The organism is Eisenbergiella massiliensis (assembly GCF_003435485.1).
Map to the genome: position 1 here is coordinate 14024 of NZ_QVLV01000020.1, position 25751 is coordinate 39774.

The 25751-nt window shown below is 49.7% G+C and carries 21 protein-coding genes and 1 pseudogene; 4 read left to right on the top strand and 18 right to left on the bottom strand.

The features are described from left to right. Positions 1-216: 216 nt before the first annotated feature. Positions 217-819, bottom strand: a complete 603-nt coding sequence (locus DXC51_RS21860) for a hypothetical protein (RefSeq protein WP_117545441.1) — start codon at positions 817-819, stop codon at positions 217-219. A gap of 456 nt (positions 820-1275) precedes the next feature. Here DXC51_RS21860 and DXC51_RS21870 point away from each other — a divergent pair. Next, positions 1276-1815 (top strand): annotated as a pseudogene (locus tag DXC51_RS21870) (N-acetylmuramoyl-L-alanine amidase family protein); the annotation flags it as partial. Between the two features lie 164 nt (positions 1816-1979). Here DXC51_RS21870 and DXC51_RS21875 read toward each other — a convergent pair. The 5 genes from DXC51_RS21875 to DXC51_RS21895 all read right to left on the bottom strand — a co-directional run bounded on the left by DXC51_RS21875 (position 1980) and on the right by DXC51_RS21895 (position 6686). Beyond that, positions 1980-2357, bottom strand: a complete 378-nt coding sequence (locus tag DXC51_RS21875; protein ID WP_117545443.1) for a DUF6709 family protein — start codon at positions 2355-2357, stop codon at positions 1980-1982. A 63-nt stretch (positions 2358-2420) separates the two neighbouring features. Beyond that, entirely contained in the window at positions 2421-3335 is a 915-nt protein-coding gene (locus DXC51_RS21880; protein WP_117545444.1) for an AEC family transporter, read from the bottom strand. 72 nt (positions 3336-3407) lie between these two features. Beyond that, a complete protein-coding gene (locus DXC51_RS21885; RefSeq protein ID WP_181970168.1) occupies positions 3408-5303 on the bottom strand; it encodes a GH25 family lysozyme in 1896 nt (631 codons plus the stop codon). A 140-nt stretch (positions 5304-5443) separates the two neighbouring features. Then, positions 5444-5695, bottom strand: a complete 252-nt coding sequence (locus DXC51_RS21890; RefSeq protein ID WP_021634058.1) for a fatty acid kinase subunit FakA-related protein — start codon at positions 5693-5695, stop codon at positions 5444-5446. A 40-nt stretch (positions 5696-5735) separates the two neighbouring features. Beyond that, the gene (locus DXC51_RS21895; protein WP_242991349.1) at positions 5736-6686 is read right to left on the bottom strand and encodes a peptidoglycan recognition protein family protein; all 951 of its coding nucleotides are present in this window, start codon (positions 6684-6686) and stop codon (positions 5736-5738) included. 178 nt (positions 6687-6864) lie between these two features. Between DXC51_RS21895 and DXC51_RS21900 the strand changes: the two genes are divergently transcribed. After that, positions 6865-8049: a DUF4190 domain-containing protein gene (locus tag DXC51_RS21900; RefSeq protein WP_117545446.1), complete on the top strand. Its 1185-nt coding sequence runs from the start codon at positions 6865-6867 to the stop codon at positions 8047-8049. Positions 8050-8196: 147 nt separating this feature from the next. Here DXC51_RS21900 and DXC51_RS21905 read toward each other — a convergent pair whose 3' ends face one another. The 9 genes from DXC51_RS21905 to DXC51_RS21945 all read right to left on the bottom strand — a co-directional run bounded on the left by DXC51_RS21905 (position 8197) and on the right by DXC51_RS21945 (position 20071). Further along, positions 8197-9741 carry a bifunctional diguanylate cyclase/phosphohydrolase gene (locus DXC51_RS21905; protein ID WP_117545447.1) on the bottom strand — a complete coding sequence of 515 codons (1545 nt, stop codon included), beginning with the start codon at positions 9739-9741 and terminating at the stop codon, positions 8197-8199. A gap of 118 nt (positions 9742-9859) precedes the next feature. Then, positions 9860-11656, bottom strand: a complete 1797-nt coding sequence (gene aspS, locus DXC51_RS21910) for an aspartate--tRNA ligase (protein WP_102288248.1) — start codon at positions 11654-11656, stop codon at positions 9860-9862. A 68-nt stretch (positions 11657-11724) separates the two neighbouring features. Further along, positions 11725-12984 (bottom strand): histidine--tRNA ligase, encoded by a 1260-nt coding sequence (gene hisS / locus DXC51_RS21915; protein ID WP_117545448.1) that lies wholly within the window; start codon positions 12982-12984, stop codon positions 11725-11727. A gap of 323 nt (positions 12985-13307) precedes the next feature. Beyond that, positions 13308-14771 (bottom strand): coproporphyrinogen dehydrogenase HemZ, encoded by a 1464-nt coding sequence (gene hemZ, locus DXC51_RS21920; protein WP_117545449.1) that lies wholly within the window; start codon positions 14769-14771, stop codon positions 13308-13310. A 74-nt stretch (positions 14772-14845) separates the two neighbouring features. Further along, positions 14846-15412, bottom strand: a complete 567-nt coding sequence (locus tag DXC51_RS21925) for an HD domain-containing protein (protein ID WP_117545450.1) — start codon at positions 15410-15412, stop codon at positions 14846-14848. A gap of 50 nt (positions 15413-15462) precedes the next feature. Then, complete coding sequence (locus tag DXC51_RS21930; protein ID WP_021634066.1) at positions 15463-16095, bottom strand: MBL fold metallo-hydrolase; 633 nt, start codon at positions 16093-16095, stop codon at positions 15463-15465. A gap of 4 nt (positions 16096-16099) precedes the next feature. After that, positions 16100-18526 (bottom strand): RelA/SpoT family protein, encoded by a 2427-nt coding sequence (locus DXC51_RS21935; protein ID WP_117545476.1) that lies wholly within the window; start codon positions 18524-18526, stop codon positions 16100-16102. Positions 18527-18611: 85 nt separating this feature from the next. Then, on the bottom strand, positions 18612-19136 hold the full coding sequence (locus tag DXC51_RS21940) for an adenine phosphoribosyltransferase (protein WP_021634068.1): 525 nt from the start codon (positions 19134-19136) through the stop codon (positions 18612-18614). Between the two features lie 191 nt (positions 19137-19327). Next, complete coding sequence (locus DXC51_RS21945) at positions 19328-20071, bottom strand: YdcF family protein (protein ID WP_117545451.1); 744 nt, start codon at positions 20069-20071, stop codon at positions 19328-19330. A 194-nt stretch (positions 20072-20265) separates the two neighbouring features. On the opposite strand from DXC51_RS21945, the gene DXC51_RS21950 reads away from it, so the two are divergent. Next, entirely contained in the window at positions 20266-21159 is an 894-nt protein-coding gene (locus DXC51_RS21950) for a sensor domain-containing diguanylate cyclase (RefSeq protein ID WP_025490861.1), read from the top strand. A 72-nt stretch (positions 21160-21231) separates the two neighbouring features. Here the strand turns inward: DXC51_RS21950 and groL are convergent, their stop codons facing one another. The 3 genes from groL to DXC51_RS21965 form a co-directional block, all read right to left on the bottom strand. Then, positions 21232-22854 (bottom strand): chaperonin GroEL, encoded by a 1623-nt coding sequence (gene groL / locus DXC51_RS21955; protein ID WP_025490860.1) that lies wholly within the window; start codon positions 22852-22854, stop codon positions 21232-21234. Between the two features lie 44 nt (positions 22855-22898). Next, positions 22899-23186, bottom strand: coding sequence for a co-chaperone GroES (locus DXC51_RS21960; RefSeq protein ID WP_021634073.1), 288 nt, complete (start codon positions 23184-23186; stop codon positions 22899-22901). A 410-nt stretch (positions 23187-23596) separates the two neighbouring features. Next, the gene (locus DXC51_RS21965) at positions 23597-24523 is read right to left on the bottom strand and encodes a GGDEF domain-containing protein (protein ID WP_117545452.1); all 927 of its coding nucleotides are present in this window, start codon (positions 24521-24523) and stop codon (positions 23597-23599) included. 235 nt (positions 24524-24758) lie between these two features. On the opposite strand from DXC51_RS21965, the gene DXC51_RS21975 reads away from it, so the two are divergent. Then, complete coding sequence (locus DXC51_RS21975) at positions 24759-25673, top strand: alpha/beta fold hydrolase (protein ID WP_117545454.1); 915 nt, start codon at positions 24759-24761, stop codon at positions 25671-25673. Positions 25674-25751: the final 78 nt, after the last annotated feature.

Here is a 25751-nt window from a genome sequence, read left to right on the forward strand (position 1 = left end):
TTCCGCAGCTGCGAAGGAACTCAACAGCCGCTTTTTTGTATCTGTATCCATAATATCCCTGTTTTCTAAATAAAAAGCGGGGTTATTTCTCAATATTTCCTGAAGATTGGCGATGTATTTTCTTTATGTCCCGGGGATGCCTTCCGCTCAGGCCTATGAATGCAGCTTCTCCTCCTTTGGCTGCAATTCTTCTGCTTTGGGCTGCAATAATTCTGTCTATGGCTGCAGATCCTCTGCCTTCACCCGGACTCTCACCTTCCTGTTCGTCCATTCCTCCGGTATATCTTCAAAGCCTGTAATCACAGGAGGCGTATTATCAATATTGATAATATTCAGCTGCAGCTCTCCCTCCCGGACCGTATAGTCTTCACCGCAGTTTAACTGACAGGTAACAATACCATTTTCCTTTACTGTAAACGATTCATTTCCGCCTGGAATCCCGTTCCAAATGTAGCTTTCCGGCGGTACTGACGCTTCGCCCAGCTTTTCATATTCGGCGTGAAGGACCACTTTTTTCGTCCAGTCCGCAGTATCCGCCGAAAGCCTGAAGCCAAAAACAGGCTCACCCTCTTCCATCAGACCGGAGAAACTGAAAATCAGCACGCTGGTACTGCTGCCCGGCCGTGCCGCCGATACCTCCCGGGAAAAGCACAGCGACAGACCGGCCAGCGCCGCGGCAAATACCGCCGCCTTCCTGACTCTTCCCGGCGTCCGCCCGCTTTTTCCCCCGCGGCCTCTCTTAAACTTCCTGATTTCGGCTTTTTTCAGCCTGATTTCTTCTATTATTTTTACTTTAATTTCTTTTTCTTCTTTTTTCATACTTTTCTCCTATCTGCCCTTTCTGCGGGCATACGACTAATGTCGGGCTGCTGCACACGCCCTTTTCACCCCGTTTTCTTCGGTTGTCGTATTCCCCCCTTTCAGGAAGACAAACGGGCTCTCCTGCAGCTCTGCCGCAGCGCGGATTCACAATCCATGCGCGGTAATCCGGCAGAATGTCTACTGTAACAGATAATAAAATGGGAATAATTGAGCGGAGCCGTCTGCCGATTCCCTGCGGATGCTCCCTGAAAAACAGACTGCGCTGCCGTGCATAACGGCCCGATGCCGCGCACGATAGTGCCAAATGAGAATAACACCGGAATGGTGTAAAAATATATTACACGAAACCGTTATGAAATGCAACCATAATTTTATGATTTTTTCCTGGAATTTATACGCACCGATACACGGGCGCGCCATAGAATAATAGCAAGAAAATACAGGTGATTTTATATGGCCGAATTTACTTATACCATATTTCTGGATGCAGGACACGGCGGTTCTGATCCCGGAGCTACATTCAACGGACGGCAGGAAAAGGACGATACGCTGAACCTTACCCTTGCCGTGGGAAAAATCCTGGAAAGCTACGGCTTCCGGGTCATTTATGCCAGAACGGAAGATATCTATCAGTCTCCCTATCAGAAGGCAGCGCTGGGAAATGACTCCGGCGCCAATGTATTTATCTCCATACACCGTAATTCCAGCCCTTATCCGAACCAGTACAGCGGTGTGGAAAGCCTGGTATACAATGCATGGCTTCCTGCCGGGACCATTGCAACCAACATAAACCGCCAACTTGAACAGGTCGGCTTCAAAAATCTGGGCGTGAACGAACGTCCCAATCTGGTCGTCCTGCGCCAGAGCAATATTCCCGCTGTCCTGGTGGAGGTCGGGTTCATAAATAACGAAAAGGACAACGAGCTTTTTGATCGGGAATTTGACGCCATAGCCAGAGCGATTGCCGACGGCATCGCAGGAACACTCTGGAGCTGGTAGCCTCCCTTTCCCAAAGTCCAATTTCCCGTAACGGTCTGTCGGTTATCAGACCCTCGCTGCAGCAGCCGGCAGGATGCCCCGCGTAACTACCCGACTCGCTGCCACAGAAAAAAATACTGTGAAGCTCTACCATATTTCAGGAGCTTCACAGTATTTTTTTAATTTTTATATTTTTCCTTTTTCTCAGGAGAAAACCCGATATCCGCAGCCGGGTTCCTGCGGGCAAGCCAGGCAAGAACCGTCTCGGCATCCTGTTTTTCCTCCAGGCGGATGTCCGTCCGTCTGCCACCCTCTGTCACAAGGATCAGATGCTCCACCTCATAATTGGTGGTGCCGCAGCAAAGCCTGCTCTGCACATCCTCTACCTGCCTGTAGGCCCATAAGATTTCCCGCCACGCCAGATACCAGACGCCCAAAGCCTTTTTTCGGAACAGATAAGTCTCTCCCAGATGGAATTTCCCCTGAACCGTGCTTTTCTCATAGTCCGCCGCCAGCTGCCTGTCTTCAGCCCTGCCCGCTCCGGGTATCCATTTCATAAGGCTCCTCCTCCTTTTTCCCGGCCGCAGGCCTGCAACACAGGCCCGCAGCTGTCAAATACACTACAGAAACAGCGATACCAGCGGTATTGTAACGATACTGAAAAGCGTACTCAGCACAGTTCCCCTGGTACAGCAGGTTTCATCCGCCCCGTATTCCGCCGCCAGCGGAACCACGATGCTGCCCACCGGCATTCCCAGCATGAACACGAAAATTCCCGCCAGCTCCGCAGGCAGCGCAAAATTCCTGATGACCAGCGCCGCCGTCATGGGAATGATAAGCAGCTTGATTGCCAGAAAAGCATATATTTTCGCCTCTCCCAGAAGCTCCTTCAGGTTTGCCTGGGCGATAGACGCCCCAATCAGCATCATGGACATGGGAATGGCCGCATTGCCCATGTAGCCTGTGAAGCTTTTCACGCTCTCCGCCGCCGGTATGTTACCCGCAAAAACCACAGCGGATACCAGGCAGGCGGCCACGCCGGGATTCATCAGCTTTTTTAAATCGGTCTTTTCCTTTTTCCCGCCCGAAATCAAATGGATCCCATACGTATAAAGCAAAATATTATAAATCAGGATATAAAAAGATACATAAAAAACACATTCCTCGCCATAAACACTGGAAACAAGAGGAATTGCCATAAATCCCACATTGGAAAAAACAGTCATCATACGGTACAGATGGTTCTGGGAGGGCTTCACGCGCAGCAGGCGCACCACCAGAAAGCTGACCGCAATCAGGATGATAAAATACAGGAGGATAAGCAGCAGGTTTATAAAAACCTTTTTTCCGTTCTCCCCGCCGCTTCTTCCCAGCACTCCATTGATGATAATCAGCGGATTCAGTATATTTACCACAATTTTCGACAGCTTGCCATAGGCATTTCTGTCAATCCATTCTTTTCTATAGCTGTAATAGCCGATGGCCATCATTGCAAGAAGTATCAGCATCTGCTGCAAAACAACAAAGGTGTCCATTTCCTTAATCCCCCCATGCCGTCCATTCTATCACAACCTGCAGGGGATTTCCACAGAAAAAGCTTTTCCATGCTACTGTGCCGCAGTCAGATAATTGGTGACGGCATAAACGGTCTGTCCGCCTACGGTCAGCCTGGACCAGCCGTTGCTGCCGATACCGGTGCGGGCCGCCGCCTCTCCGTTATGAAGCACGCCCACTATCGTATCCGGGCTGTCGGTGCTTGGCACCGAGCGCAGATTGGTTTCACTCTTCGCAGTAACCACATCATTTACCGGGGTAAAGGTAATTCCCGCCTCCGGATTCTCCGGGGTAGGGGTACTGTTTGATTTGTAGTTTAAATCCGTGGTCAGATAGCTGCTTACCGCATAGAGAATCTGTCCGTTATAGCTGATCTGTGACCAGCCATTGCTGCCGATGCCCACCCGTGTTACCGTATCGCCGTAATGGATGGTTGCCGCAATGGTATCCGGATTGTCCGTACCGGGTGCTGTACGCAGATTGGTGGTATCCTTGGCTGTCACGGTTTCATTCACAGGTTCGTAGGCCGGCCCGGTCTGTACGGGCGCCTGCGCTTCAGAAGGTGCCTGATAGCCCAAATCCACCGTAAGGAAGCTGCTTACCGCATATACCTTCTGCCCATTGTATTCCAGACGTGACCAGCCGTTGCTGCCTACGCCGGTACGTGTCGCCGTCTGTCCGTTAACCAGCCTGGCCACTACCTGGGAGCCTTCCGCCGTAGTGGGCGCAGTGCGCAGGTTGGTCTCTATCTTGGCCGTTACCGTCTCGTTTACTTCCGTGAAATTAATACCCACCTCAGGATTGGCCCCTACCTCCTGCGCCGGCGTGGGATCCTTCGCTTCCGCCTCCCTGCTGTAGCCAAAATACGCCACATTCACATCCACCTTTTTGCTGATGCCCGCCACCTGGCCCTGGCTGGTATACTGCCACATGGCATGCGTACCCGAATATGCGGAAGCCGGCGTTTCCGGAAAAGGTTTCTCAGGATACTGGGACACCCATATTTTATATTTGTTTCCCAATGCATTCATATCCCATTCCTTACTGCCTTCCATTTCATTTCTGGAGGCGTAAAACATGGGCGTATATCCCGAAGCCTGCACCGTATCAAGGAAGGCGGCCGCGATACCCGTGCGCACCGACTTGTCCAGGCCATACTGCCTGCTGTCCGGCGATGAAAAATCCTCACAGTTATAAGCCACCGGATAGGTGATTTTATATTTTGCAATAAAATTCACCACCCAGGAGGCCTCTTCCCTGGCTTCCTGCTCCGTAATGGCTGATGAAAAGAAATATGCGCCCACTTTAATGCCGTTTTTCTGGGCCTCCTGCATATTATAGCGGGCCGTGGGATCCTCATAAATAATCCCCGTGGCCTTCGTACGATAGCCCACGCGCACCATTACAAAATCGATTCCCGCCTCCTTCACCTTCGTCCAGTTGATATTGCCGCCCTGGTATTTGGAAACGTCAACCCCAAGCGTTGCCTCTGCGGTTTCTCCTGCGGCTGCGGACATGGTATCCGTATTGATGCTTACTGCCGCTCCGTTCCCCTGTCCGGAAGCATTCGAAGACTTCTGAGGGTCCTCCTTATCCTCCATGCTTCCCACCTCGGCCGCTACGGCAGGCTGTGCAGCCGGTTCCCGGCCCATATCCTCCGCCTGTCCGGAAGCCGTTTCCTGCACTGTTTCCTGCATTTCTTCCGTGCCGTCCGGGCCACTTTCCGGAATGCTTTCCGCGGGCGCCGTGCTCTCCGGTTCCCTCTCACCATCTGTGACGTTTTCCGTAAACGTCCCCGTCTCCTGCTTTTTCCCGCCTGTGGTAAATTTCAGAATCAGAAAAACCGCAGCGGCAACTGCCAGCACCGCCAGAATAACCGGCAGGACCATCAGCAGCGTATCCTTCGTCCTCCGTTTTCCACGTCTTCTTTTGTATTTCCTGTCGCTCATGTCCATCCCCCTTTTTTGGCTGAATCATGCCCTGCCTGTACGGCCGTCCTTTTACATCAAAGCCCTTCCTTCCCACCCGGGAAACAAAAACCCCTGTTTACGGAAGCTGCCATAAACAGAGGTCACTGAACAAAACTGTATTATCCCTGAAGCCCATTAGCCTGACGCTCCATATTTTCCACCACCACATCATGGATATCGCCTAAGGAAGCGCAGTATTCCAGGACCTTCCAGGGTGTATTGGTATGAAAATGAATCTTAATCAGTTCCTCATCCCCAACGGCTAGCAGGCAGTCACCCTCGATATTTTCAGTGATGTACTCCGTAACGGCGTCCTCTGACAGATCCTCTCCTTCAATTAAAAGCTGTGTATCAAATTTGTATGCGAGCATAATAATCCTCCGGTAAATATTTTCGTTTTACCGCTATATTCTACTCCTCCATAATGTAATCTGTCAAATCCTGCCTGAACTGTTCCCAGCTGTCCTCATGCTCCACAAAATACAGCGGACATTTTTTCCCGCCCACATCATAGTGACGGAGCACATCGTTCGGCGTAAGCTTATATTCACGCAGCAGCCACGCCGTCAGCTGCAGCAGGGACTGGTAGGTGGCGTCCGTAAATTTCCCGTTCTCGTCCACAAAACAGCATTCGATGGATATGGAATCATAGTTTCTTGTCTTTACCGCATAGGCGATTTCATCCAGGGGCAGGCACTGGATAATCTCGCCCTCATAGCCGATCACAAAATGCGCGCTGGCCGAACGCTCCCCTGTAATCCCCAGGTTTTCAAAATAGCTTCTGTTCTGTTCCGCCGAGGTGTCCTTATTGGCCGTATAGTGGATAAAAATATTCCTCACCTCAGTGAGCGGCTCCGCCGGCCGGGAATAAGGATTCACTGTGAGAAATTCTTCTTTAATCAGCGGTTTTTTCGTATCATTTTCCCGGATCAGCTCCCGTTCTTCCCTGGTGTTCCCGGAAAGCACGTCCGCATCCCGAAAGCGGCCCACCACTTTCCACAGAAGCGTTCCCAGCAATCCCCCCAAAACAATAACGCCGGCCACAAGAAATGCTCCGGCCAGTAACCGCTGCCGTTTCCGTCTTCTCCTGCGCGCTATGGCCGCCGCGCTTGCCCGCCTGCGCCCCTGGTTCTCTCTTTTTATACGCCTGTCTGACGGATATTCTTCCACTTTTCGTCTGTACGGCATATCTTCTTCTCCGACGCGCCTGCGCGCACCTGACGCCTTACGTGACGCTCTGTATTCCGGTTCTTCTTCCATATTGGATATGTCAATAAACTGGAGATTCCTGACAGCCGTATTGCCCACACTGTCTCCATAATGTCTGTTCCGTCTTCCTGTCTGTCCCCCTCGATTCGCCATGACTGTTCATCCTTTGTTGACATTTTTTACTGAATTATGTATAAAAGTATAGCAGATCTATTGGAGTTAATATTTAATAAAAAATGAAGTTTTCTTTAAAATTGTTTCCCCTATTCCCAAAAAACGGCATTTGCTTTATAATTAGTAACAGATTCTGTGTAAAAATGAGGAAATACATATGTATAACAATGAAAATAACCAGGGCTTCGGCCCTTTTGAAAATGGAAATAACGGCGGTTATCCTTATGGCGGCCAAAACGGCCCCGGGCAGCCGGAAGTAAATCTGAACGGACAGCCCTGGCAGAATCCCAATAGGCAGCCAGGAGCAGGTTCAGACGTGCCGCCCCAATATTACAATTCCCAGGCCTCCGGCCCCTATTATACCGGCCAGGGCGCAGCAGGAGCAGGCGGCTATGGCTTTCCCCCGCCCTACCAGGGCGCAGGGCAGCCCAACATGCCTTATGGCCAGGCCTCAGGAGACGTATACGATTCCCGGAAAAACAGCGGGCTGGCTATCGCCTGCCTTGTATTGGCTATCCTCGGATTTCTCAGCGGCATATTTTTTGTGGGAATCGCGCTGGATGTACTGGCGGTCATCCTGGGCATCATCGCTCTCATCCAAAACAATAAGAAAAAAGGGCTTCCTGTTGCAGGGATGATTGTGGCTGTACTTTCCATCCTGCTTACCTTCCTCTTTTATTATATAATGGCTATGGATAAAGATGCCTCTGTCCGCGGGATTAAGGATGCGGACAGGTATCTGCCCACAGCGGAGGAAAAGGCTGCCAGCAGCGAATTGATGGAAAATATCGTCCAGCAGGACTATGCCGCCTCCCGGAACCTGATACTGATTTATGAAAACAAAAATACGCAGGACATACAGCTGGAAATTACCGTTACTTATTATGATGAAAATGATAACCTGCTTTTCCTGCGGAACAATTATATCTGGAGCTGTCCGGCAGGAGGAAAAGCTGCCGTAGAGGTAACGCTTCCCTATGATAAAGATTACAATGATATCCCCTACAGCCGCTATGAGGTGGATACGATTGCAAGAAAAACCGATCCCCAATATTATACGCCGAACTACGGGAAGGATTTTCAGATAAAATCAAATCAGGGGCTTCAGGGCGGCGTGATCGCTTCCATCAAGAATCCCACCGGAAAAACCTTCGACTCCGTGGAACTGATGTGCGTTTATTTTAAAGACGGCGCCGCAATCGGCAGCGCCTATGAATTCATCTCGGATATGGGAAAATCAGCAACTGTGGAGTTTTCTTCTCCATATGACGTAAATTATAATGATTTAAGCTATGATGATTATGAAATATTTATCAACAGCACCACCATATATTCTGATTAATATTCCCGCCGGCCTGAACCGTTACGTTTTGGCTTTAATACCGAACAAACCCGGAAATGCCGAAAGCACCTGCCTTTGCCTGTTATTATGCGAAAGCAGGTGCTTTTTGATAACTATGGAAGATTTCTTTTTTTCCGCCGCCGGCCTTCAGTCATCCCCACGGCCCCATACCTGAATCTCTCCTTCTTCAATCAATCGCAGGAACACATCTGTCAGATACGGATCAAACTGGGTATTTTTTCCTTTTTCCAGTTCCTTTACCGCATAGGAAATCTGCATCGGTTCTTTATAAGGCCGTCTTGCCGTCATCGTATCAAAACTGTCAGCCAATGCAAGGCAGCGGGCTCCCAGGGGAATCGCTTCACCCGCCAGTCCGGCCGGATAACCTTTTCCGTCGTATCTTTCATGATGCCCCACCACCGTCGGAAGCACATAGTTCATATCCGGCAGATATCGTATCATCTCCACCGCATTTTCCACATGTTCCTTCATTACCATGTATTCCGCTTCCGTCAGCCTGCCCTGTTTTTTCAGAATGCTTTCCGGGATTCCAATTTTTCCAATATCATGAAGCAAGCCTGCTTCCCGGATGATTTCCACCTCTTCCTCCTTCAGTTCAAGCGCCTGGGCAAGAAGGGTGGCGTACTCCGAAACCTTGAGGGAATGGCGGAAGGTAATCTGATCCTTTGCATCCACCGCAGCCATCAGCGCATAAATAGTAGGGGCAATCCGCTCAAAGGAAGTCCGGTAATAGCCGGAACGTTCCCTGGGACGGTCCTCTTTTCGCCACAGGGCGGTCTGATCCTTTCCCCTTGTTTTCGCATAATAGGCAGCGCGGACACAGCAGCCCAGAAGCTCCTCTTTATCCTCCACATATTCCGGATAAATTACGATTCCGCAGCTTACCGTCAACTGATGGAGCAGATCTTTCTTTTCTCGGCTGCTGTCCCTGATCCGCCTGCGAATCCGCTCTGCCGTATCAAACGCCTGCTCCTCCGTCATATCCGGCTCAAGCAAAAGGAACTCATCCGCTCCAAAACGGTAAATTTCTCCCTGTCCAGTCTTTTCCCTGCGAATTGCATCCGCTACGAATTTCAGAAGCGCATCGCTGTTCATATATCCGTACATTTCGTTATACAGCTTGAAACCGTCCACATTGATATCAATGAGCGCGGCGTTTCCGATTTTGGTACCCATATCCTCCTGCAGCCGCTGTAAAAGGCAGCTGCGGTTCAGCGCGCCGGTTATTTCATCCGTCATCGCATCCCTGTGCGCCTTTCCGCGAATCCAAAGCTCTTTTTGCACCAGCGCTCCCATACCGCAGATTAGCTGCAGGCATTCCCTGTTTTGCGCCGTCATAAGCTCCGGCTTTGGACGGAAAATCATAAAAACCCCGTCTTCCTTCTCCTGCAGACATACCTTTCCAATCATAACAGTCTCAAAGGAAACAGGATGCTCCCCTCCAAAAAGTGCTGCCTGTGTTACACCTTCCATTTCCGGGAATTTCCCCAGACGGCATACCTGCTCAAAGCAGTCTTCGCGGCGTATAAAAAAAGACAGCCCTTCACTTGCCGTCAGCCAGGCGGCAGCCTCTGCCAAAAGAGCATAAATTTCATCCGTACACGATGCCCTTACCAGCTTATTCTGCAGTTCGTCCAGGAACTCCTGTCTCAGCTTCTCTTTTTCCGCCATAGGCACACTCCTTGGGATATGATTTTAGTGAAAACAGCCGGTTCAGGTAAAAATCCCCCACCGGCTGTTTATATTTCCGTGTAACTGTTCAGTCCCTTCACAGTTACGTTTCTGTCTCTTATTCTTTTTCTTCTGTAGGATTGATGGAAATTCCCAATTCATCCAGCTGCTTTAAATCCACCACATTGGGAGCGTCCGTCATCAGACAGGATGCGTCCTTTACCTTGGGGAATGCGATTACCTCGCGGATGCTGTCCGCACCGGTAAGCAGCATGACAAGACGGTCCAGGCCATAAGCCAGTCCTGCATGCGGCGGCACTCCGTATTTGAAAGCATCAAGCAGGAAGCCGAAACGTTCATAAGCGCTTTCCTTTGTAAATCCAAGGGCTTCAAACATCCTCTCCTGAATCCCGTCGTCAGAAATCCTGACGCTTCCGCCGCCCAGCTCCGTACCGTTGAGCACGATATCATAGGCCTTTGCACGCACCTTGCCCGGATCAGTCTCCAGCATATGCAGATCCTCTTCCATCGGCATGGTAAAAGGATGGTGCATTGCCATGTAACGGTTTTCTTCCTCGCTCCATTCAAAAAGAGGGAATTCCGTAATCCAGAGGAAGTTGAATTTGCTGTTATCAATCAGGTTCATCTGCTTTGCCAGCTCAAGACGCAGGCCGCCCAGCACGTTCCAGACAACCGTATTCTTGTCTGCGGCAAACAGCAGCAGATCTCCCGGTTCACCGCTCATTGCTTCTACCAGCGCTTTGAGCTGATCCTCGGTCATGAATTTTGCAAAAGAAGATTTATAGCTTCCGTCAGGCAGCACGCACAGATATGCAAGGCCCCTGGCGCCATAGCCTTTGGCAAAGTCCACCAGCGCATCAATTTTCTTTCTGGGCATTTCCGCCTGTCCTTTGGCATTGATGCCCCGGACGGATCCGCCGTTTTCCAATGCGGAGGTAAATACGCCGAAACCGCAGCCCGCTACTACGGAGGAAACATCCGTCAGCTCCATGCCAAAACGGGTATCCGGCTTATCGGATCCAAAACGATCCATGGCCTCCTGCCAGGTCATACGCTGGATTGGAAGCTCCACCTCAAGGCCGATTGCTTCCTTACAGATATATTTCAGCAGCTTTTCATTCACTGCAATCACATCGTCCACATCCACAAAGGACAGTTCCATATCCACCTGTGTGAATTCGGGCTGTCTGTCCGCACGCAGATCCTCATCACGGAAGCATCTTGCGATCTGGAAATACCGGTCATAGCCTGAACACATCAGTAACTGCTTGAAAATCTGAGGGGACTGGGGAAGCGCATAAAAATTCCCGGGATGCACACGGCTGGGCACCAGATAATCCCTTGCCCCCTCCGGTGTGGATTTGGTGAGCATGGGGGTTTCAATTTCCAGGAAGCCTTCCCTGGACATAAACTCCCGGATCGCCATGGTGATCTTGCTTCTCAATATGATTTTGCTCTGCAGATCAGGTCTTCTCAAATCCAGGTAACGGTATTTCAGGCGAAGCTCTTCCTTGGTTTTGGAGTCTTCTTCTATGGGGAAGGGAGGCGTAAGCGCTTCAGATAAAATACGTACCTGGGACGCCCTGACCTCGATTTCTCCGGTAGCCAGGTTTTCATTGACAGCGCCGGCTCTCTTTTCTACTTTTCCCACAACGGCAACCACATATTCACTGCGCAGCTTTTCCGCCTTGGCAAAGCCCTCTGCGCCCGCGTCGCTTTCTTCAAATATAACCTGCAGTATCCCGGAACGATCCCTTAAATCCACAAAAATGATACCGCCTTTATTTCTCTGCTTGGCAACCCAACCCATAACGGTTACGGTTTCTCCCACATTGGCAGCGGATAATTCGCCGCATCTGTGGGTTCTTTTCAGCCCCTTCATTGACTCAGACATGATGTGCCTCCTTTGTTTTTTCTGTCTCAAATATTATAACTGTCCCATACCTTCACAGCTGCCGATATTTATTTTAAAGGCTCCCGGTAGAACTCTTTGAATTCTTCCCAGCCTTCCTTCATCAGCTGTTCCTTCTGGAACTTTTTATTTTTATTCATTCTGGCAATCAGCACCTGCATGCCGTCCGCCCTCTGCGACTGCGCCTCGGCAATGACTCTGCACAATTCTTCTCCCGCAACACCCTTTTCAATAAGGTAAGCGATTTTCTTCGGTTTGCCCGGAATCTGGAAACCATTTTCCATCATCAGAAGGATGATGCGTTCAAAACCGATGGAAAATCCGCAGGCCGGCACATCGCTGCCCGTAAATTTACCAACCATTTTATCATAGCGTCCGCCGCCTCCGCAGCTTCCGCCGAATTCAGGGATTGCGATTTCAAAAATAGTCCCTGTGTAATAGGACATGCCTCTTACCAGCGTAGGATCGAATACCATTTCAAAATCCGCTGCCTTGGTAGCGCTCACGCTGTCCGAAATTTCACGCAGGTTGTTTACTACTTCCGCTTCCAGTACGCCCTCCAGCTTTCCGGCAAGATATCCCAGGCCGTCCTGCGCTGTTTCCAGGCCGCGGAACAAATCCATGTATTTATTTATGCTTTCCTCTGAGAAGCCGCATTCCTTCAGTTCCGCCGCTACGCCGTCAAGGCCGATTTTATCCATTTTATCCAGAATAATGAATACCGTGTCGAAGCTTTCCTCCGGGAAGCCGCTGTATGCCGCCATAGCCTTCAGGATTCTGCGTTCATTGATGCGGATCTGGAAATTGCGGAAGCCCAGCTTTCCCAGTGTGGTTGTGGTGGCAAGAATCAGTTCAATTTCAGCCAGGTTGGAGGGCTCTCCCAGGATATCTATGTCACACTGCATAAACTGACGGTAGCGTCCTCTCTGAGGCCTGTCCGCACGCCATACATTCCCCATCTGCAAGGCCTTGAAGGGCGTGGGCAGCTGGCTGGCATTATTGGAATAGAAACGGACCAGCGGCACCGTCAGGTCGTAGCGCAGGCCGCCGTCAACCAGATCAGCTTCTTCCTTTGCATTTTCCAGGTTCAGTTTCTCTCCCCGTTTCATAATCTTGAAAATCAGTTTTTCATTATCTCCGCCCTGCTTGTTTGTCAGGTTTGCAATATTTTCCACACAGGGCGTCTCGATGGAGGTAAATCCGAATTTACCATAAGTATCCTTTATTACGCTGATTACATAATCTCTCAGCTGCATTTCAGCCGGCAGAATGTCCTTCATGCCGGTTACCGGTTTTTTACTTAAAGCCATTTTCCTGTATTCCTTTCCCGCCGCCTGCCGCGGCTGTCCATTCTGTTGCTGCCATTTTACGGTTCGCGCAGCTGGTGCGCTAACCTGCCGGACAGCATTTTGATTCTAACTGTTCACTTCGTTCTCAGTTATGCAAAAATCCATGAAAATCGCCTTCGGCGATGGATTTTTGCTGTTCTGCCCTACGTTTTTTACGGTTCGCGCAGCAAGTGCGCAAACCTGCCGGACAGCATTTTGATTCTACACTTTTTTCCTTTTCTTTTCAAGAGGAATTGGAAATCCACCCGGAGGCTGAAGCTTTGGAGAACCTGAGCAGTTACATATCAGCCGCCGAGGAGTTTTCGTTTTCGGTCTATCATTTCATCAATTTTTTCGATGTAGAGGGCTACGTCCTTCACGTTATCGCAGCGTTCAATACGGCCGTCGGGATATACGGCTTTGGAAATTGTGCCGGCGCCCAGGGCCATGATGGTCTGTTTTTCCTCCATGATGAGGATGTTGTAAATACCATAGTTGCCCTCTGTGGCATAGCCTACATTTTCAAAATTGCCGGACATGTTCTTCTGGCGGTAGAGATAATAGGGCTTCATGTTCATACGGGCGGCGCCCTCTGCTGCTATTTCCATGGTTTCGTCCGTATTATGAAGGGTTTCAATGCCGTTTTCTTCTATCCAGAGGCTGAGTCTTGAGGCACGTTTTATGGCGAGGGAGTGGACTGTCAGGCTGTCAGGGCAGAGCCTGGTTACCGCCTCCATGGTCCGCTCCACATACTCCTTTGTTTCTCCGGGAAGCCCCAGGATGAGATCCATGTTGATGTTGGTAAAGCCTTCTTCCCTGGCCAGCCGGAAGGCTTCCTCCACCTGTTCCACCGTATGGCGGCGGCCGATTATGTTAAGAGTTTCCTGATTCATGGTCTGGGGGTTGACGGAAATGCGTGTCACGCCGAACTCCTTTAAAACCCTCAGCTTGTCTCTCGTGATGCTGTCGGCGCGTCCGGCCTCCACAGTAAACTCCTTTACCTGGGAAAAATCAAAGGAGGCTCTCACTTTTGACAGCAGTCTTCTCAGCTCCTCCGGCTCCAGCGTGGTGGGGGTGCCTCCGCCGATATATACGCTGTCCAGGATTTTATCCTGGCAGGCTTCCCTGACGAAATCAATCTCTTTTTCCAGCGCTGTCAGATACTCTCCCACTCTGTCCTTCCAGGAAAAAATGGGGAAGGAGGTGAAGGAGCAGTAAAGGCAGGTGGTAGGGCAGAACGGAATGCCTATATAAAGGCTGTAGCCTTTTTCGTAATGGATATCCGCCAGAATGCGCTTTTCTCTCTTTGCTATGTCTATGGCCAGCAGGGCTTTTTCCTCACTGCAATAGTAGGTTTCCTGCATGTAGGATAGGATATCCGCTTCCGTCATGGGATTCTGCGTCCCCGGCGCATTTTCCTCCAGGAACTGCATGGCTATCTTAGTAGGGCGGATACCGGTCAGCGTGCCCCAGGGAAGTTCTTTTCCCGTATGGGCGGAAAGTACGCGGTAAAGAAGCTGTTTCAGCTCATTCTTCACAACCGGGCGTTCCTCCGGCCTGCTCAGGACAGCCTCATGCTCCGTACCGGATAAATTTACCCGGATAGCCCTTTCTTCAAACCATATGGATATGGATGGGTTATCCCCATCCGATTCAAAATCTTTTGTTCCTTCTTCAAACACCTTCACCGTCTCCGCCGGATAAAAAGCTTTGACGATGGAATGGATGTCGTATTCAAATTGCGGTTTGTTCAGTCTGACTGCAAGCATGTTGTCCGACCCTTTCCAAGATTAGTAAAACCAATCCAGCCCTTCGGCCGATTGGTCTTTGCTGATATCCCTGCCTAAAATAATGCATAGACATCTCCGTTTATTTTATTATCGAAGTAATCCTTTAAACATAAAATTGCCTTCCACTTTGCTTCTGTGGTATCTTTCCAGCCAAATTTCAGAATGGAGGAAACCATCTTTTTTTCTGCGATACAGTAGCCATCCGCCAGTGACAGCGCATCACACAGCTGTATCAGACGATCGTAGTCATCATATGTTATCTGAGACAAATACCGTCGCACCCAATCCAGTTCCTCTTCCGAACAGTCCCAGCTATCATAAACAGCCTCGGGATTCTGATACTGGAAGGTATGTGTCATACAAATCCTCGCCTCCTCCGGATGTCCCTGTTCCATCAGGAAGCGATATCCCTCCAGGGCATGCCTGGCCTGCATGGGGCCGTATTGCCTGCCAATATCGTGAAGCAGTCCAAAAACATAAGCACGCGAGACATCCATTCCTGCTTCAGCTGCAATTCTTTCTGCCAGAACAGCCACATTCCGTGAATGGGCAATCCATGGACCGGGATTCTGCTCTCCCGCTTTCTCCAAAAGATGTTCCGCATCTTTTCTTCCTGCCATAGTTCCTCCGTGCCTGAGCAGTGCTGCCAGGCCATACGAATTAAATATGATTACTGACAGTAAGGATTATACTTCTTCTCGTCCGCGATTGTAGTTTCATCGCCGTGTCCGGGATATACGATGGTGTCCTCAGGAAGCACCAGCAGGCGTTCCTTGATGGAGTGAACCAGGCGTCCCATGCTTCCTGTGGGAAAGTCCGTGCGTCCCACGGAGCCTTCAAAAAGAGTGTCTCCCGCAAAAAGGACTTTTTCCTTTTCCATGTAATAGCAGCAGCTGCCCTTGGTATGTCCCGGAGTGGCTATCAGCTGGAAATGCATGCCCGCAAGGTCCAGCTGCGCGCCGTCCTTCAGATAATTATCCGCCGCCACGGTTTCCGGGCGGCCGGCCTGATCGGAGACGTTTTTCGAAGCGTCCTCGCAGACCTCTTTTTCCTCTTCATATGCATAGATCGGCGCGCCGGAAAGCCTGCGCAGTTCATTTGCGCCCCAGATATGGTCAAAGTGGCCGTGGGTCAGGAGGATAGCAGCCACCTGCAGCCCTTTGCTTTTCAGCGCTTCATAGATCTGACCGCCCTGATCCGCAGGATCAATGAGGACCACTTCCTTCTGATTTTCCGGGGAAACAAAATAGCAGTTCGTCTGGCACATGCTCAGCACCATGCGCCCAATTTTTAATTTTGCCATATATTTAACTTCTTTCTATATCGATAACACTGTCAATGGTCCTTATTTTATCAATGATGCGGATTAATTCATCTCTGCTTGCTATCTCAAAGGAGGCGGACAGAGTTGCCATTCCCTGCTTGTTGGTACGTGTATTCATGGCGAGAATATCGATGTTCTTTTCCGTGAGCGCCCTGGAAATGTCGGCCAGGAGTCCGCTTCGGTTGTTGGCGTAAATATTGATTTCCGCCAGATATTTTTCATCTGTACGGTTTTCCTGGGAAGCCTCCCATTCCGCATCAATCAGCCTGGCGCGCTCAGACTCCGGCAGGTTGATCACATTCACACAGTCCGTCCTGTGGATGGAAATTCCTCTTCCTCTTGTAACAAAGCCGATGATCTCGTCCCCGGGAACCGGCGAACAGCATTTGGAAAAACGGACCGCCACATCATGGATGCCCTTGACCACAATGCCGTTTTTACTCTTGGCGCGGGGCAGCATCTGCCTGGCCTGGGCATTTTCAGCCACATTGGCCAGAACCTCTTCGTTGCTTAATACCTTGGGATGATCCTTATCATACAGCTCCTGCATGCGGTTCAGAATCTGGCCTTCCTTCAGGCCGCCGTGCCCTACGGCTGCCAGCAGGGATTCCCAGTCCTTAAAGCCGTACTTTTTCATCTGCGCCTCCATGTAGGGAGGCTTCATGATTTCGGAAATATTAATGCTCTTTGCCTTGCAGTAGGCAAGCAGCATTTCCTTGCCCTTGACGATGTTTTCCTCTTTAAATTCGTTCTTGAACCACTGGTTGATCTTGTTTTTCGCCTGAGTGCTCTTGACCAGGTTCAGCCAATCGCGGCTGGGTCCCTTGGAATTCTGGGAAGTAAGTATCTCGATACGGTCGCCGTTCTGGATCTCATAATCTATGGTCACAAGCTTGCCGTTTACCCTGGCGCCAATCATCTTATTGCCCACCGCCGTGTGTACGCTATAGGCAAAATCAATGGGCGTGCTGCCCACGGGAAGCGTTTTCACATCGCCTGTGGGCGTAAAGCAGTATACACTGTCGGAAAACAGATCCAAATCGCTCTTGAGCAGATTCATAAATTCCTTATTATCCGACATGTCACGCTGCCATTCCAGGATCTGGCGCAGCCATGCAAGCTTTTCTTCCTCCTGGGCCGCCACCTTCTTGCCATCGGAGGCTTCCTTATATTTCCAGTGGGCGGCAATACCATATTCCGCCGCCTTATGCATTTCCATGGTACGTATCTGAATTTCGAAGGGCTGTCCCGAAGAGCCGATAACCGTGGTGTGCAGTGACTGGTACATGTTGGGCTTGGGCATGGCGATGTAGTCCTTGAAACGCCCCGGAATGGGCTTATACATTTCATGGATGACGCCGAGCGCCGCATAGCAGTCTTTTACTGAATCCACAATAATTCTCACGGCAAACAGATCATAAATCTGATCCAGTGTCTTGCTCTGGTTCTTCATTTTCTTATAGATGCTGAAAAAATGCTTGACACGGCCGTCTATCTGGGATTTGATTCCCGCATTTTTCATGTGTTCGGTCACTTCGTCCACAATCTGCTGGATGTACTCTTCCCTTTCGCTTCTGCGTACTGCGATTTTATCCACCAGGTCATAGTATACATCCGGCTCCAGATATTTCAGGGAAAGGTCGTCAAGCTCCACCTTGATTTTGGAAATGCCCAGGCGCTGTGCGATGGGCGCATAGATTTCCATGGTTTCCCTGGCTATCTTCTGCTGCTTCGCCGGAGGCTGGTACTTCAGGGTACGCATATTGTGGAGCCTGTCGGCAAGCTTTATCATAATGACGCGGATGTCCTTTGCCATGGCAAGGAACATTTTACGGAGGTTCTCTGCCTGCATTTCCTGCTGATCCGCGGTTTTATTGTCCCCATTCCCCTTATCACTGGGGAAGTTAATCTGCTGGAGCTTTGTTACGCCGTCCACCAGAAGGGCCACATCAGGGCCGAATTCCTTTTCGATTTCCTCTTCGGTCATGATCGTGTCTTCCACCACGTCATGAAGAAGGCCTGCTTCTATCGTTTCCTTATCCAGCTCCAGATCCGCCAGGATAATGGCCACGCAGAGAGGATGGATGATATAAGGCTCGCCGGACTTACGCACCTGCCCTTCGTGGGCGGCATAGGCAATTTTATACGCTTTCTCGATCATGGAAATATCATCTGACGGGTGGTATCTGCGCACACGGGAAATAAGGTCCTGATAAAGCTCCTCAGGACTTAAATATTCCTTCATGGCCTCAATCCGTCCATCATCCAGCACCAGGCTTTTTCCTTTCTTCTGCTGCCGGGCAAGATTTCCGCCGCCCTCGTATACGATTTTGCTTTTTTCTTCCGGCTGCACCGCTGCTTCTTTCTGAAGTCCGGTCTGCATTCTATCCGTTGTCTTTTCTTCCGTCATACTCATATCATCACCGGCGCCACTTTTTATTGTTATAGCCAAAAACCCTGATGTACAAGGTCTTCACCTGTTAAATCCTGTTCTATTATTTTCCTTCATAGCAAATTGCGGACTCCAGACGGTAGCCCTTCAGCTTTTCCCTGCCCTTAAGCCCTGCAAGCTCCATAAGTACCACTACTCCGACCACTTCGCCGCCCAGGGATTCCACCAGGCGGATCATTGCCTCCGTGGTGCCTCCTGTCGCAATCAGATCATCCACAATCAGAATCTTCTGGCCGGGCAGGATCGCATCCTTATGTATCTCGATCACTGCAGTGCCATATTCCAGCTCATATTCCATGGAAACCGTCTCACAGGGGAGCTTCCCTTTCTTTCTGATGAGCACAAAGGGCTTATGATTATTATAGGCTATAGGGGTGCCGAAGATAAAGCCTCTGGATTCCGGCCCCACCACAATATCAAAATCCAGATCCTTAACTAACTCCTGCATGGTGTCAATCGCCAGGTGCAGGCCGTCTGCATCCTGCAGAACGCTGGTCACATCCCTGAACATGACCCCTTCCTCCGGGAAATCCGGAATACATCTCACATATTCTTCCAGCTTTTTCATTCTGTCCTCTTTCCGCCGCAAACCGGCCTTTCTTTTACTGGGCTGCCGAATTGTCCCTGCCCTTTATGTCTTTTCCGGAAAGACTTTTTCCTTCTGGTCATTTTTCCCTAAAAAACTATTATTTATTATATTATTTATCCTTGTATAAGTCAACCGCCCAAAATGCCTGTATTTACAGGGTTTTTGACCTGTCACAGCGTCATATTACCATAGAGAAGGTCCTTCATTACGCCAAAAAATTCCCTGACCATGTTGTTCGCCTGCATAGGAATATCTGAAGGCGCCGCCAGTCCGCATACGGTCCTAAAGCCCTGCTTAACCGCAAGCCGCGTTCCCCGGTAGACATGGAAATTATTCGTAACAATCCCCACGCTGGCTGCTTTGGGAATCAGTTTTTGGGAGAATTCCAGATTTTCCTTGGTATTCGTGGACTTGTCCTCCATCACAATCCGTTCCGGCGCAATTCCTTTCGCAACAAGGTAATCAAACATTCCCTGCGCCTCGCTCACCGGCTCATTGCTTCCCTTCCCTCCTGAAACCACCACAAGCGTAGCTTCATTTTCTTCCAGGTAGGTCACCGCCGTATCCAGCCGCAGCGCAAGCGCTTTGCTCGGGCCGCTGTCCCGCATCTGGGCCCCGAGGACAATCAGATAATCCAGCCCCGGCTCCCCCTTGCTGTGAAACCTGCTGATAATCAGGCCTTCAATAAAAAGGAACACCAGAATTCCGGCCGCCAGCACGATTACAAGCAGCAGCTTTACCGCTGCCGGAAGACGGCTTATTATATTATTTTTCCACATCCAGGCCAGTGCCATAAAGCCCGCGCCGGCCGCTCCCCAGATCAGGAAAAACCAGGAACCGAAAACTCCTGATATCAGAATCCCCGCACAGTAAAGCAGGCACAATATCCCCACAGTTAAAAAAATATATGTCATTTTTATTTACACTCCTTTTTATCTTTTCCTTTATGGCCTTCTTATTTTAACACACTCTGTCCTTTCCTGTCCTGTTTTGTCATAAAAATACGTTCTGTAACGCGTTGTCTGCCGCTTGCGTCAATGATAACATTATGATATGTACGTGCCATGTATAGTGCCAGAAATAACAAGAAAGGCGGTGGTACAGACAAATGAGCCGGGAATGGACGAAAAACCCACAGAAGCTGGAAATCCTTCTGCAGAATTTTGCAGATATAATATGGGAATACGATACACAGGCAAAGGATCTATATCCGGAAACGGAATGCGCGCAGCGCTTCGGCCTGCCGCCTGTCATACATAACGGGGCGCAGGGGCTTGTTCAGTCGGGCATCCTGCATCCTGATTATCTGCCGTCGCTTTCCCATGTTTTCCGCTCGCTGGAATCCCAGGAATGCACACTGTCGGCAGAGCTTCTCTCCAGGCTTGGCGCCTGTCGGGATTACCGGTGGTACCGGGCGGTTTTTACCTCTTATTTGGACGATGCCGGGAATATGCAGGCAGTGGGTTTTTTTCAGGATATTGACAGCGAGGTGCAGCACAGGCTGAAGCTGCAGCATCTGGCAAATATGGACGGCCACACGGGAGTCTACAATGCAGCCGCCGGCAGACAGCTCATACAGAGCCGGCTGATGCAGCAGAGCCCCTGTACGCACAATGCCATGTTCGTCTTTGATGTAGACAATTTTAAAAGCATCAATGATACCTACGGACACTGCCAGGGAGATGAGGTACTGTTCCGTTTTGCATCCATTCTGCGGAATGTATGCCGCCGTACAGATACTGTTTTCCGCATTGGAGGGGACGAATTCGGGTTGTTCGCATACCAGACCTGTGACGAAGGGCTTGTGGAACGTGTCTGCAAAGAAGTACTTCTGCGCACCAGGGAACTGAACGGAAGCTGTGTTCCCGTCAGCGTAAGCATCGGCGCCGCAATCAATAAAGAGTATGCCCCTTCTTATTTTGATTATTACCGGGCGGCTGATAAAGCCATGTACCAGGCAAAGAAAAACGGAAAAGGCAGCTACGTAAAAACTATCTTCTAAAATTCCAGTAAACAAAAATCCGGCCACAGAAAATTCTGTGACCGGATTTAAACTTATAGGGTAACTGTTCAGTTACATCATTCCCATTCCGCCTGCTCCGGCAGGTGCTGCGGGAATATCCTCTTTGATGTCTGCAACAACGGTTTCTGTTGTCAACAATGTGGATGCAACGCTTGTTGCGTTCTGCAGTGCGCTTCTGGTAACTTTGGCAGGGTCAAGAATACCTGCTTCTACCATATTTACATACTCTTCCTTCAGAGCATCGAAGCCCATGCCTACTTCCATTTCTTTTACTTTGTTGATGATAACGCTGCCTTCCAGGCCTGCGTTTGCAGCAATGTGGTACAGAGGTGCTTCCAGGGCTTTGAGTACGATTCTTGCGCCTGTCTTTTCATCTCCGTCCATTGCTTCAGCCAGTTTGGAAACTTCCTTGGATGCATGGATATATGCAGATCCGCCGCCTGCGATAATGCCTTCCTCAACTGCTGCCCTTGTAGCTGCAAGTGCGTCTTCCATACGCAGCTTCGCTTCCTTCATTTCTGTCTCGGTTGCAGCGCCCACACGGATAACCGCTACGCCGCCAGCCAGCTTCGCAAGTCTTTCCTGAAGCTTCTCTCTGTCAAAATCAGAAGTGGTCTCTTCGATCTGTTTCTTAATCTGGGAGATTCTTGCCTGGATTTCATCCTTGCTGCCTTCGCCGTCAACGATAACCGTATTTTCTTTCTGTACCTTAACGGATTTCGCACGTCCCAGGTCTGTGAGCTGGGTTTCTTTCAGATCAAGGCCCAGTTCCTCGCTGATTACCTTGCCGCCTGTAAGGATAGCGATATCCTGAAGCATTTCTTTTCTTCTGTCGCCATAGCCGGGAGCCTTAACAGCTACAACGTTGAAGGTTCCGCGCAGTTTGTTTACAATCAGGGTGGTCAGCGCTTCGCCTTCCACATCCTCAGCAATAATTAACAGCTTGGCGCCGCTCTGTACAACCTGCTCCAGCAGAGGAAGGATTTCCTGGATGTTGGAGATCTTTTTATCTGTAATGAGGATATAGGGATTTTCCAGAATCGCTTCCATTTTGTCCATATCTGTGCACATATAAGCGGAAACATATCCTCTGTCGAACTGCATACCTTCTACCAGGTCGAGTTCTGTCATCATGGTCTTGCTTTCTTCGATGGTGATAACGCCGTCTCCGGAAACTTTTTCCATAGCGTCTGCTACCATTTCCCCGACTTCGTCATCTCCTGCGGAAATAGATGCAACTCTTGCGATCTGCTCTTTGCCGTTGATCTTGGCGCTCATTTTAGCAATAGCTTCCACTGCGCATTCGGTGGCTTTCTTCATACCCTTTCTGAGGATAATCGGGTTAGCGCCTGCTGCCAGGTTCTTCATTCCTTCGTTTACCATTGCCTGAGCCAGGACGGTTGCTGTCGTGGTACCGTCGCCTGCTACATCATTGGTCTTGGTGGCAACTTCCTTTACCAGCTGTGCGCCCATGTTTTCGAAAGCATCTTTCAGCTCGATTTCCTTTGCGATGGTTACACCGTCGTTTGTAATAAGGGGAGCTCCGTAGGATTTATCAAGAACTACGTTTCTTCCTTTCGGTCCAAGTGTTACCCTGACGGTATCTGCTAACTGATCTACGCCGGCTTCCAGAGCTGCACGGGCTTCTGCGCCGTATTTAATTTCTTTTGCCATGATTCAAACGCCTCCTGAATTTATGATTTTGGTTTCGTGTCTGCTTATTCAATTACTGCAAGAACATCGGACTGCTTTACGATGATGTATTCCTGATCGTCATCCAGCTTAACTTCCGTACCGGCATATTTGGAATAGATTACCTTGTCGCCGGCTTTCACTTCCATCTTAACTTCTTTTCCATCGATTACTCCGCCGGGGCCTACGGCAATAACTTCTGCCTGCTGGGGTTTTTCTTTGTTCTGTCCGGGAAGAACAATTCCGGATTTTGTTGTCTCTTCTGCTTCTAACTGCTTCAAAACGATTCTGTCACCTAAAGGTACTAATTTCATAAAAATGCCTCCTTAATGAATTCTTTCTTTCACCGGTTTTATTTTGTTGTTAGCACTCATCTTGCTTGAGTGCTAAACACTATACATATATTATGTTTTTGGTTTATTTTATGCAACGCCCTTTACAAGACTAAAAATGTTGTTTACTCAATATATCTTAATTTATCTCTTGTTTTCTCTCTTTTTCTTAATTTCACCGTTTTTTATAAATTTATTATAAACAAATTCCGGTGTTTTCAAACCTTAATACAATGAGGATTATTCTTTTATTTTCCGGCAGCAAAGCTTTTGCCCGGGCCGTCTGCCGCAGTCCGGCAAAAAAACGCGGCCGGCAGAAAAAATCTGCTCCGGCCGCGGCCATATTTTAATATTTTCCGTAACTGCCCTGTACCCTCATTGTTACCATATTTCTATCTTTGCAGCCCCTTCTCCAGACGCTCCCTGTATCCCGGCATATTCTTTTCATCAAATTTATCCCGGAACATCTCATACTCCGCCTCGGAAAACAGCGCCGTAAAATCCTCTTCCACGCTCGCCCTGTTTACCATGCCAATGGCAACGGAAGGCGCCAGTATGGCATCCTCATAAGCCCTGCAGGCCTCCCTGACCCGCCGGCAGTAGGCTTCTGCCTCACCATCCTCCGGCACTTCAATCACCACATAAAAAACATCGCCGTCCACACGGCCCATGACATACTCAGGTTTTGCTTCCTGTTTCAGAATTCCTGCCACAGTCTTTATCAGTCTGTCGCTTTCTTCATCGCCGTAGTTTTCGTTTACAAACTTCCAGTCATTGATATTCACACAAATCAGCGCATCCGGCGCAGTCCCCGTCTCAGCCAGCTCCTTCAGCCTGCTGTCAAAGCTTGGTCTGCTCAGAAGTCCTGTCAGCGCATCCACATGCTCCCCATGCTTTGCCTGATATCTGTCCTTCTCCAGCGCTTCCTCCAGTTCATCTGCATAAATGGCAGTTTCCCGGAATCTGTACTGCTTTTCTCCCAGAGAAGAATACAACTCCACGACATTGTCAAGAACGGCTTCTGCCGTCTGTCCGGCGGCCTGTTGATTCAGCTTTGCATAAAGATGGCCGATGGTTCTGTCCGCCACACGGATCTTCCGCCCCGGATCACTTACCACATCCGGTTCAAATCCGGAGAAATCACCAACGCAAACCACCTTTTCCCCGTGCCGCTCCGTAAGCAGCAGCTCTGTACCCAGCGCCTCGCACAAACTGCAAAAGAGCCTTTGTATCTCGTCCAGATCATATAAATTTTCCAGACTGTAGTATTTTATGTTTTCCTTTAATCTTTTTTCCAGGGAAATCAAACCGTATGCCATACCCTCGCCCTTCCTTCTGCCGGCTTATGCCCGCGTTCTGCTGTTATTTTACCGCGGCTGTACGGAGCATTTCCGCGCAGCAGTACAGCCAAAATTATTATACTTTTTTTCCTGCTTTTTGTCCAGTTCCGGGCAATGGGAGAAAAAATTGATTTTTGTCCGGTTGATTTTCTCCCGTTTGACACGGCCTGTTCCAGACGTTAGAATAAAAATAAATAGTTTTACGGGAGGGAATATGTTTATCAACGAACAGTCCTTAATAAGCCTCAACGGCATGCCCCAGTATGTTTCCATACGCGCACAAAAAAAGGATGCGCCGCTGCTGCTCTATCTTCACGGCGGCCCCGGAGATGCAGCGCTTCCATTAGTCATGAAATTCAACCGCGGGCTGGAGGAGAACTTCACCGTCGTTGTCTGGGAGCAGCGCGGCGCAGGCAAATCCTATTACCGTTTTGAGGACGGCGCGGTCACCATGGAAACCTTTCTTCAGGATCTCCTCTCGCTTACTGCCATTTTGCTGGAACGATTCCGTCAGAACTGCCTGTATCTTGTGGGCCATTCATGGGGCAGCGTTCTGGGACTTACCTTCACCGCGCGGCATCCTGAGCTGGTGAAAACCTACATCGGCTGCGGCCAGGTAGTCAACATGAAGAAATCCTGCCGCACAGCCTGTGAATACGCTCTGGCACATGCCGACAGTAAGTCCCTGGAACGGCTTCGGACAATAGACTGCACCTACACCGGTGACAACTGGCTTTCCGATCTGCTTTTTGTTACGAAGCAGGTGGTAAAGCACAAAGGTTCTCTTTATGGAAAAACCAATTACAACAAGCTGATCACTCCCTTCCTTTTTTCCGGGTGCTACTCCCTTCCCGATCTGCTCCGCCGGCAGAAAGGCAGCCTGCAGGCAATCCGGCATCTGTGGCCGGAACTGATGGAGACGGATTTTGAAGGCGTGACCCGTTTCGGCACACATGTCATATTTATAGAAGGCAGGTATGACAGCCATGTATCCTCTGAATTAGCCAGGGAATATTTTGAAACCATAGAAACAAAAAAGCAGTTTTTCTGGTTTGAAAAGTCCTGCCATTTTCCGCAATGGAGCGAGAATGACCGTTTCAACCGGCTCCTGGCTGAAGTGTTGTTATAGCTTGATTATCGTTATAGCCGCCCCTTTGTAAATTTATAAGACGCATAAAATGGCTTTTGATATTATAATGTCCAATCT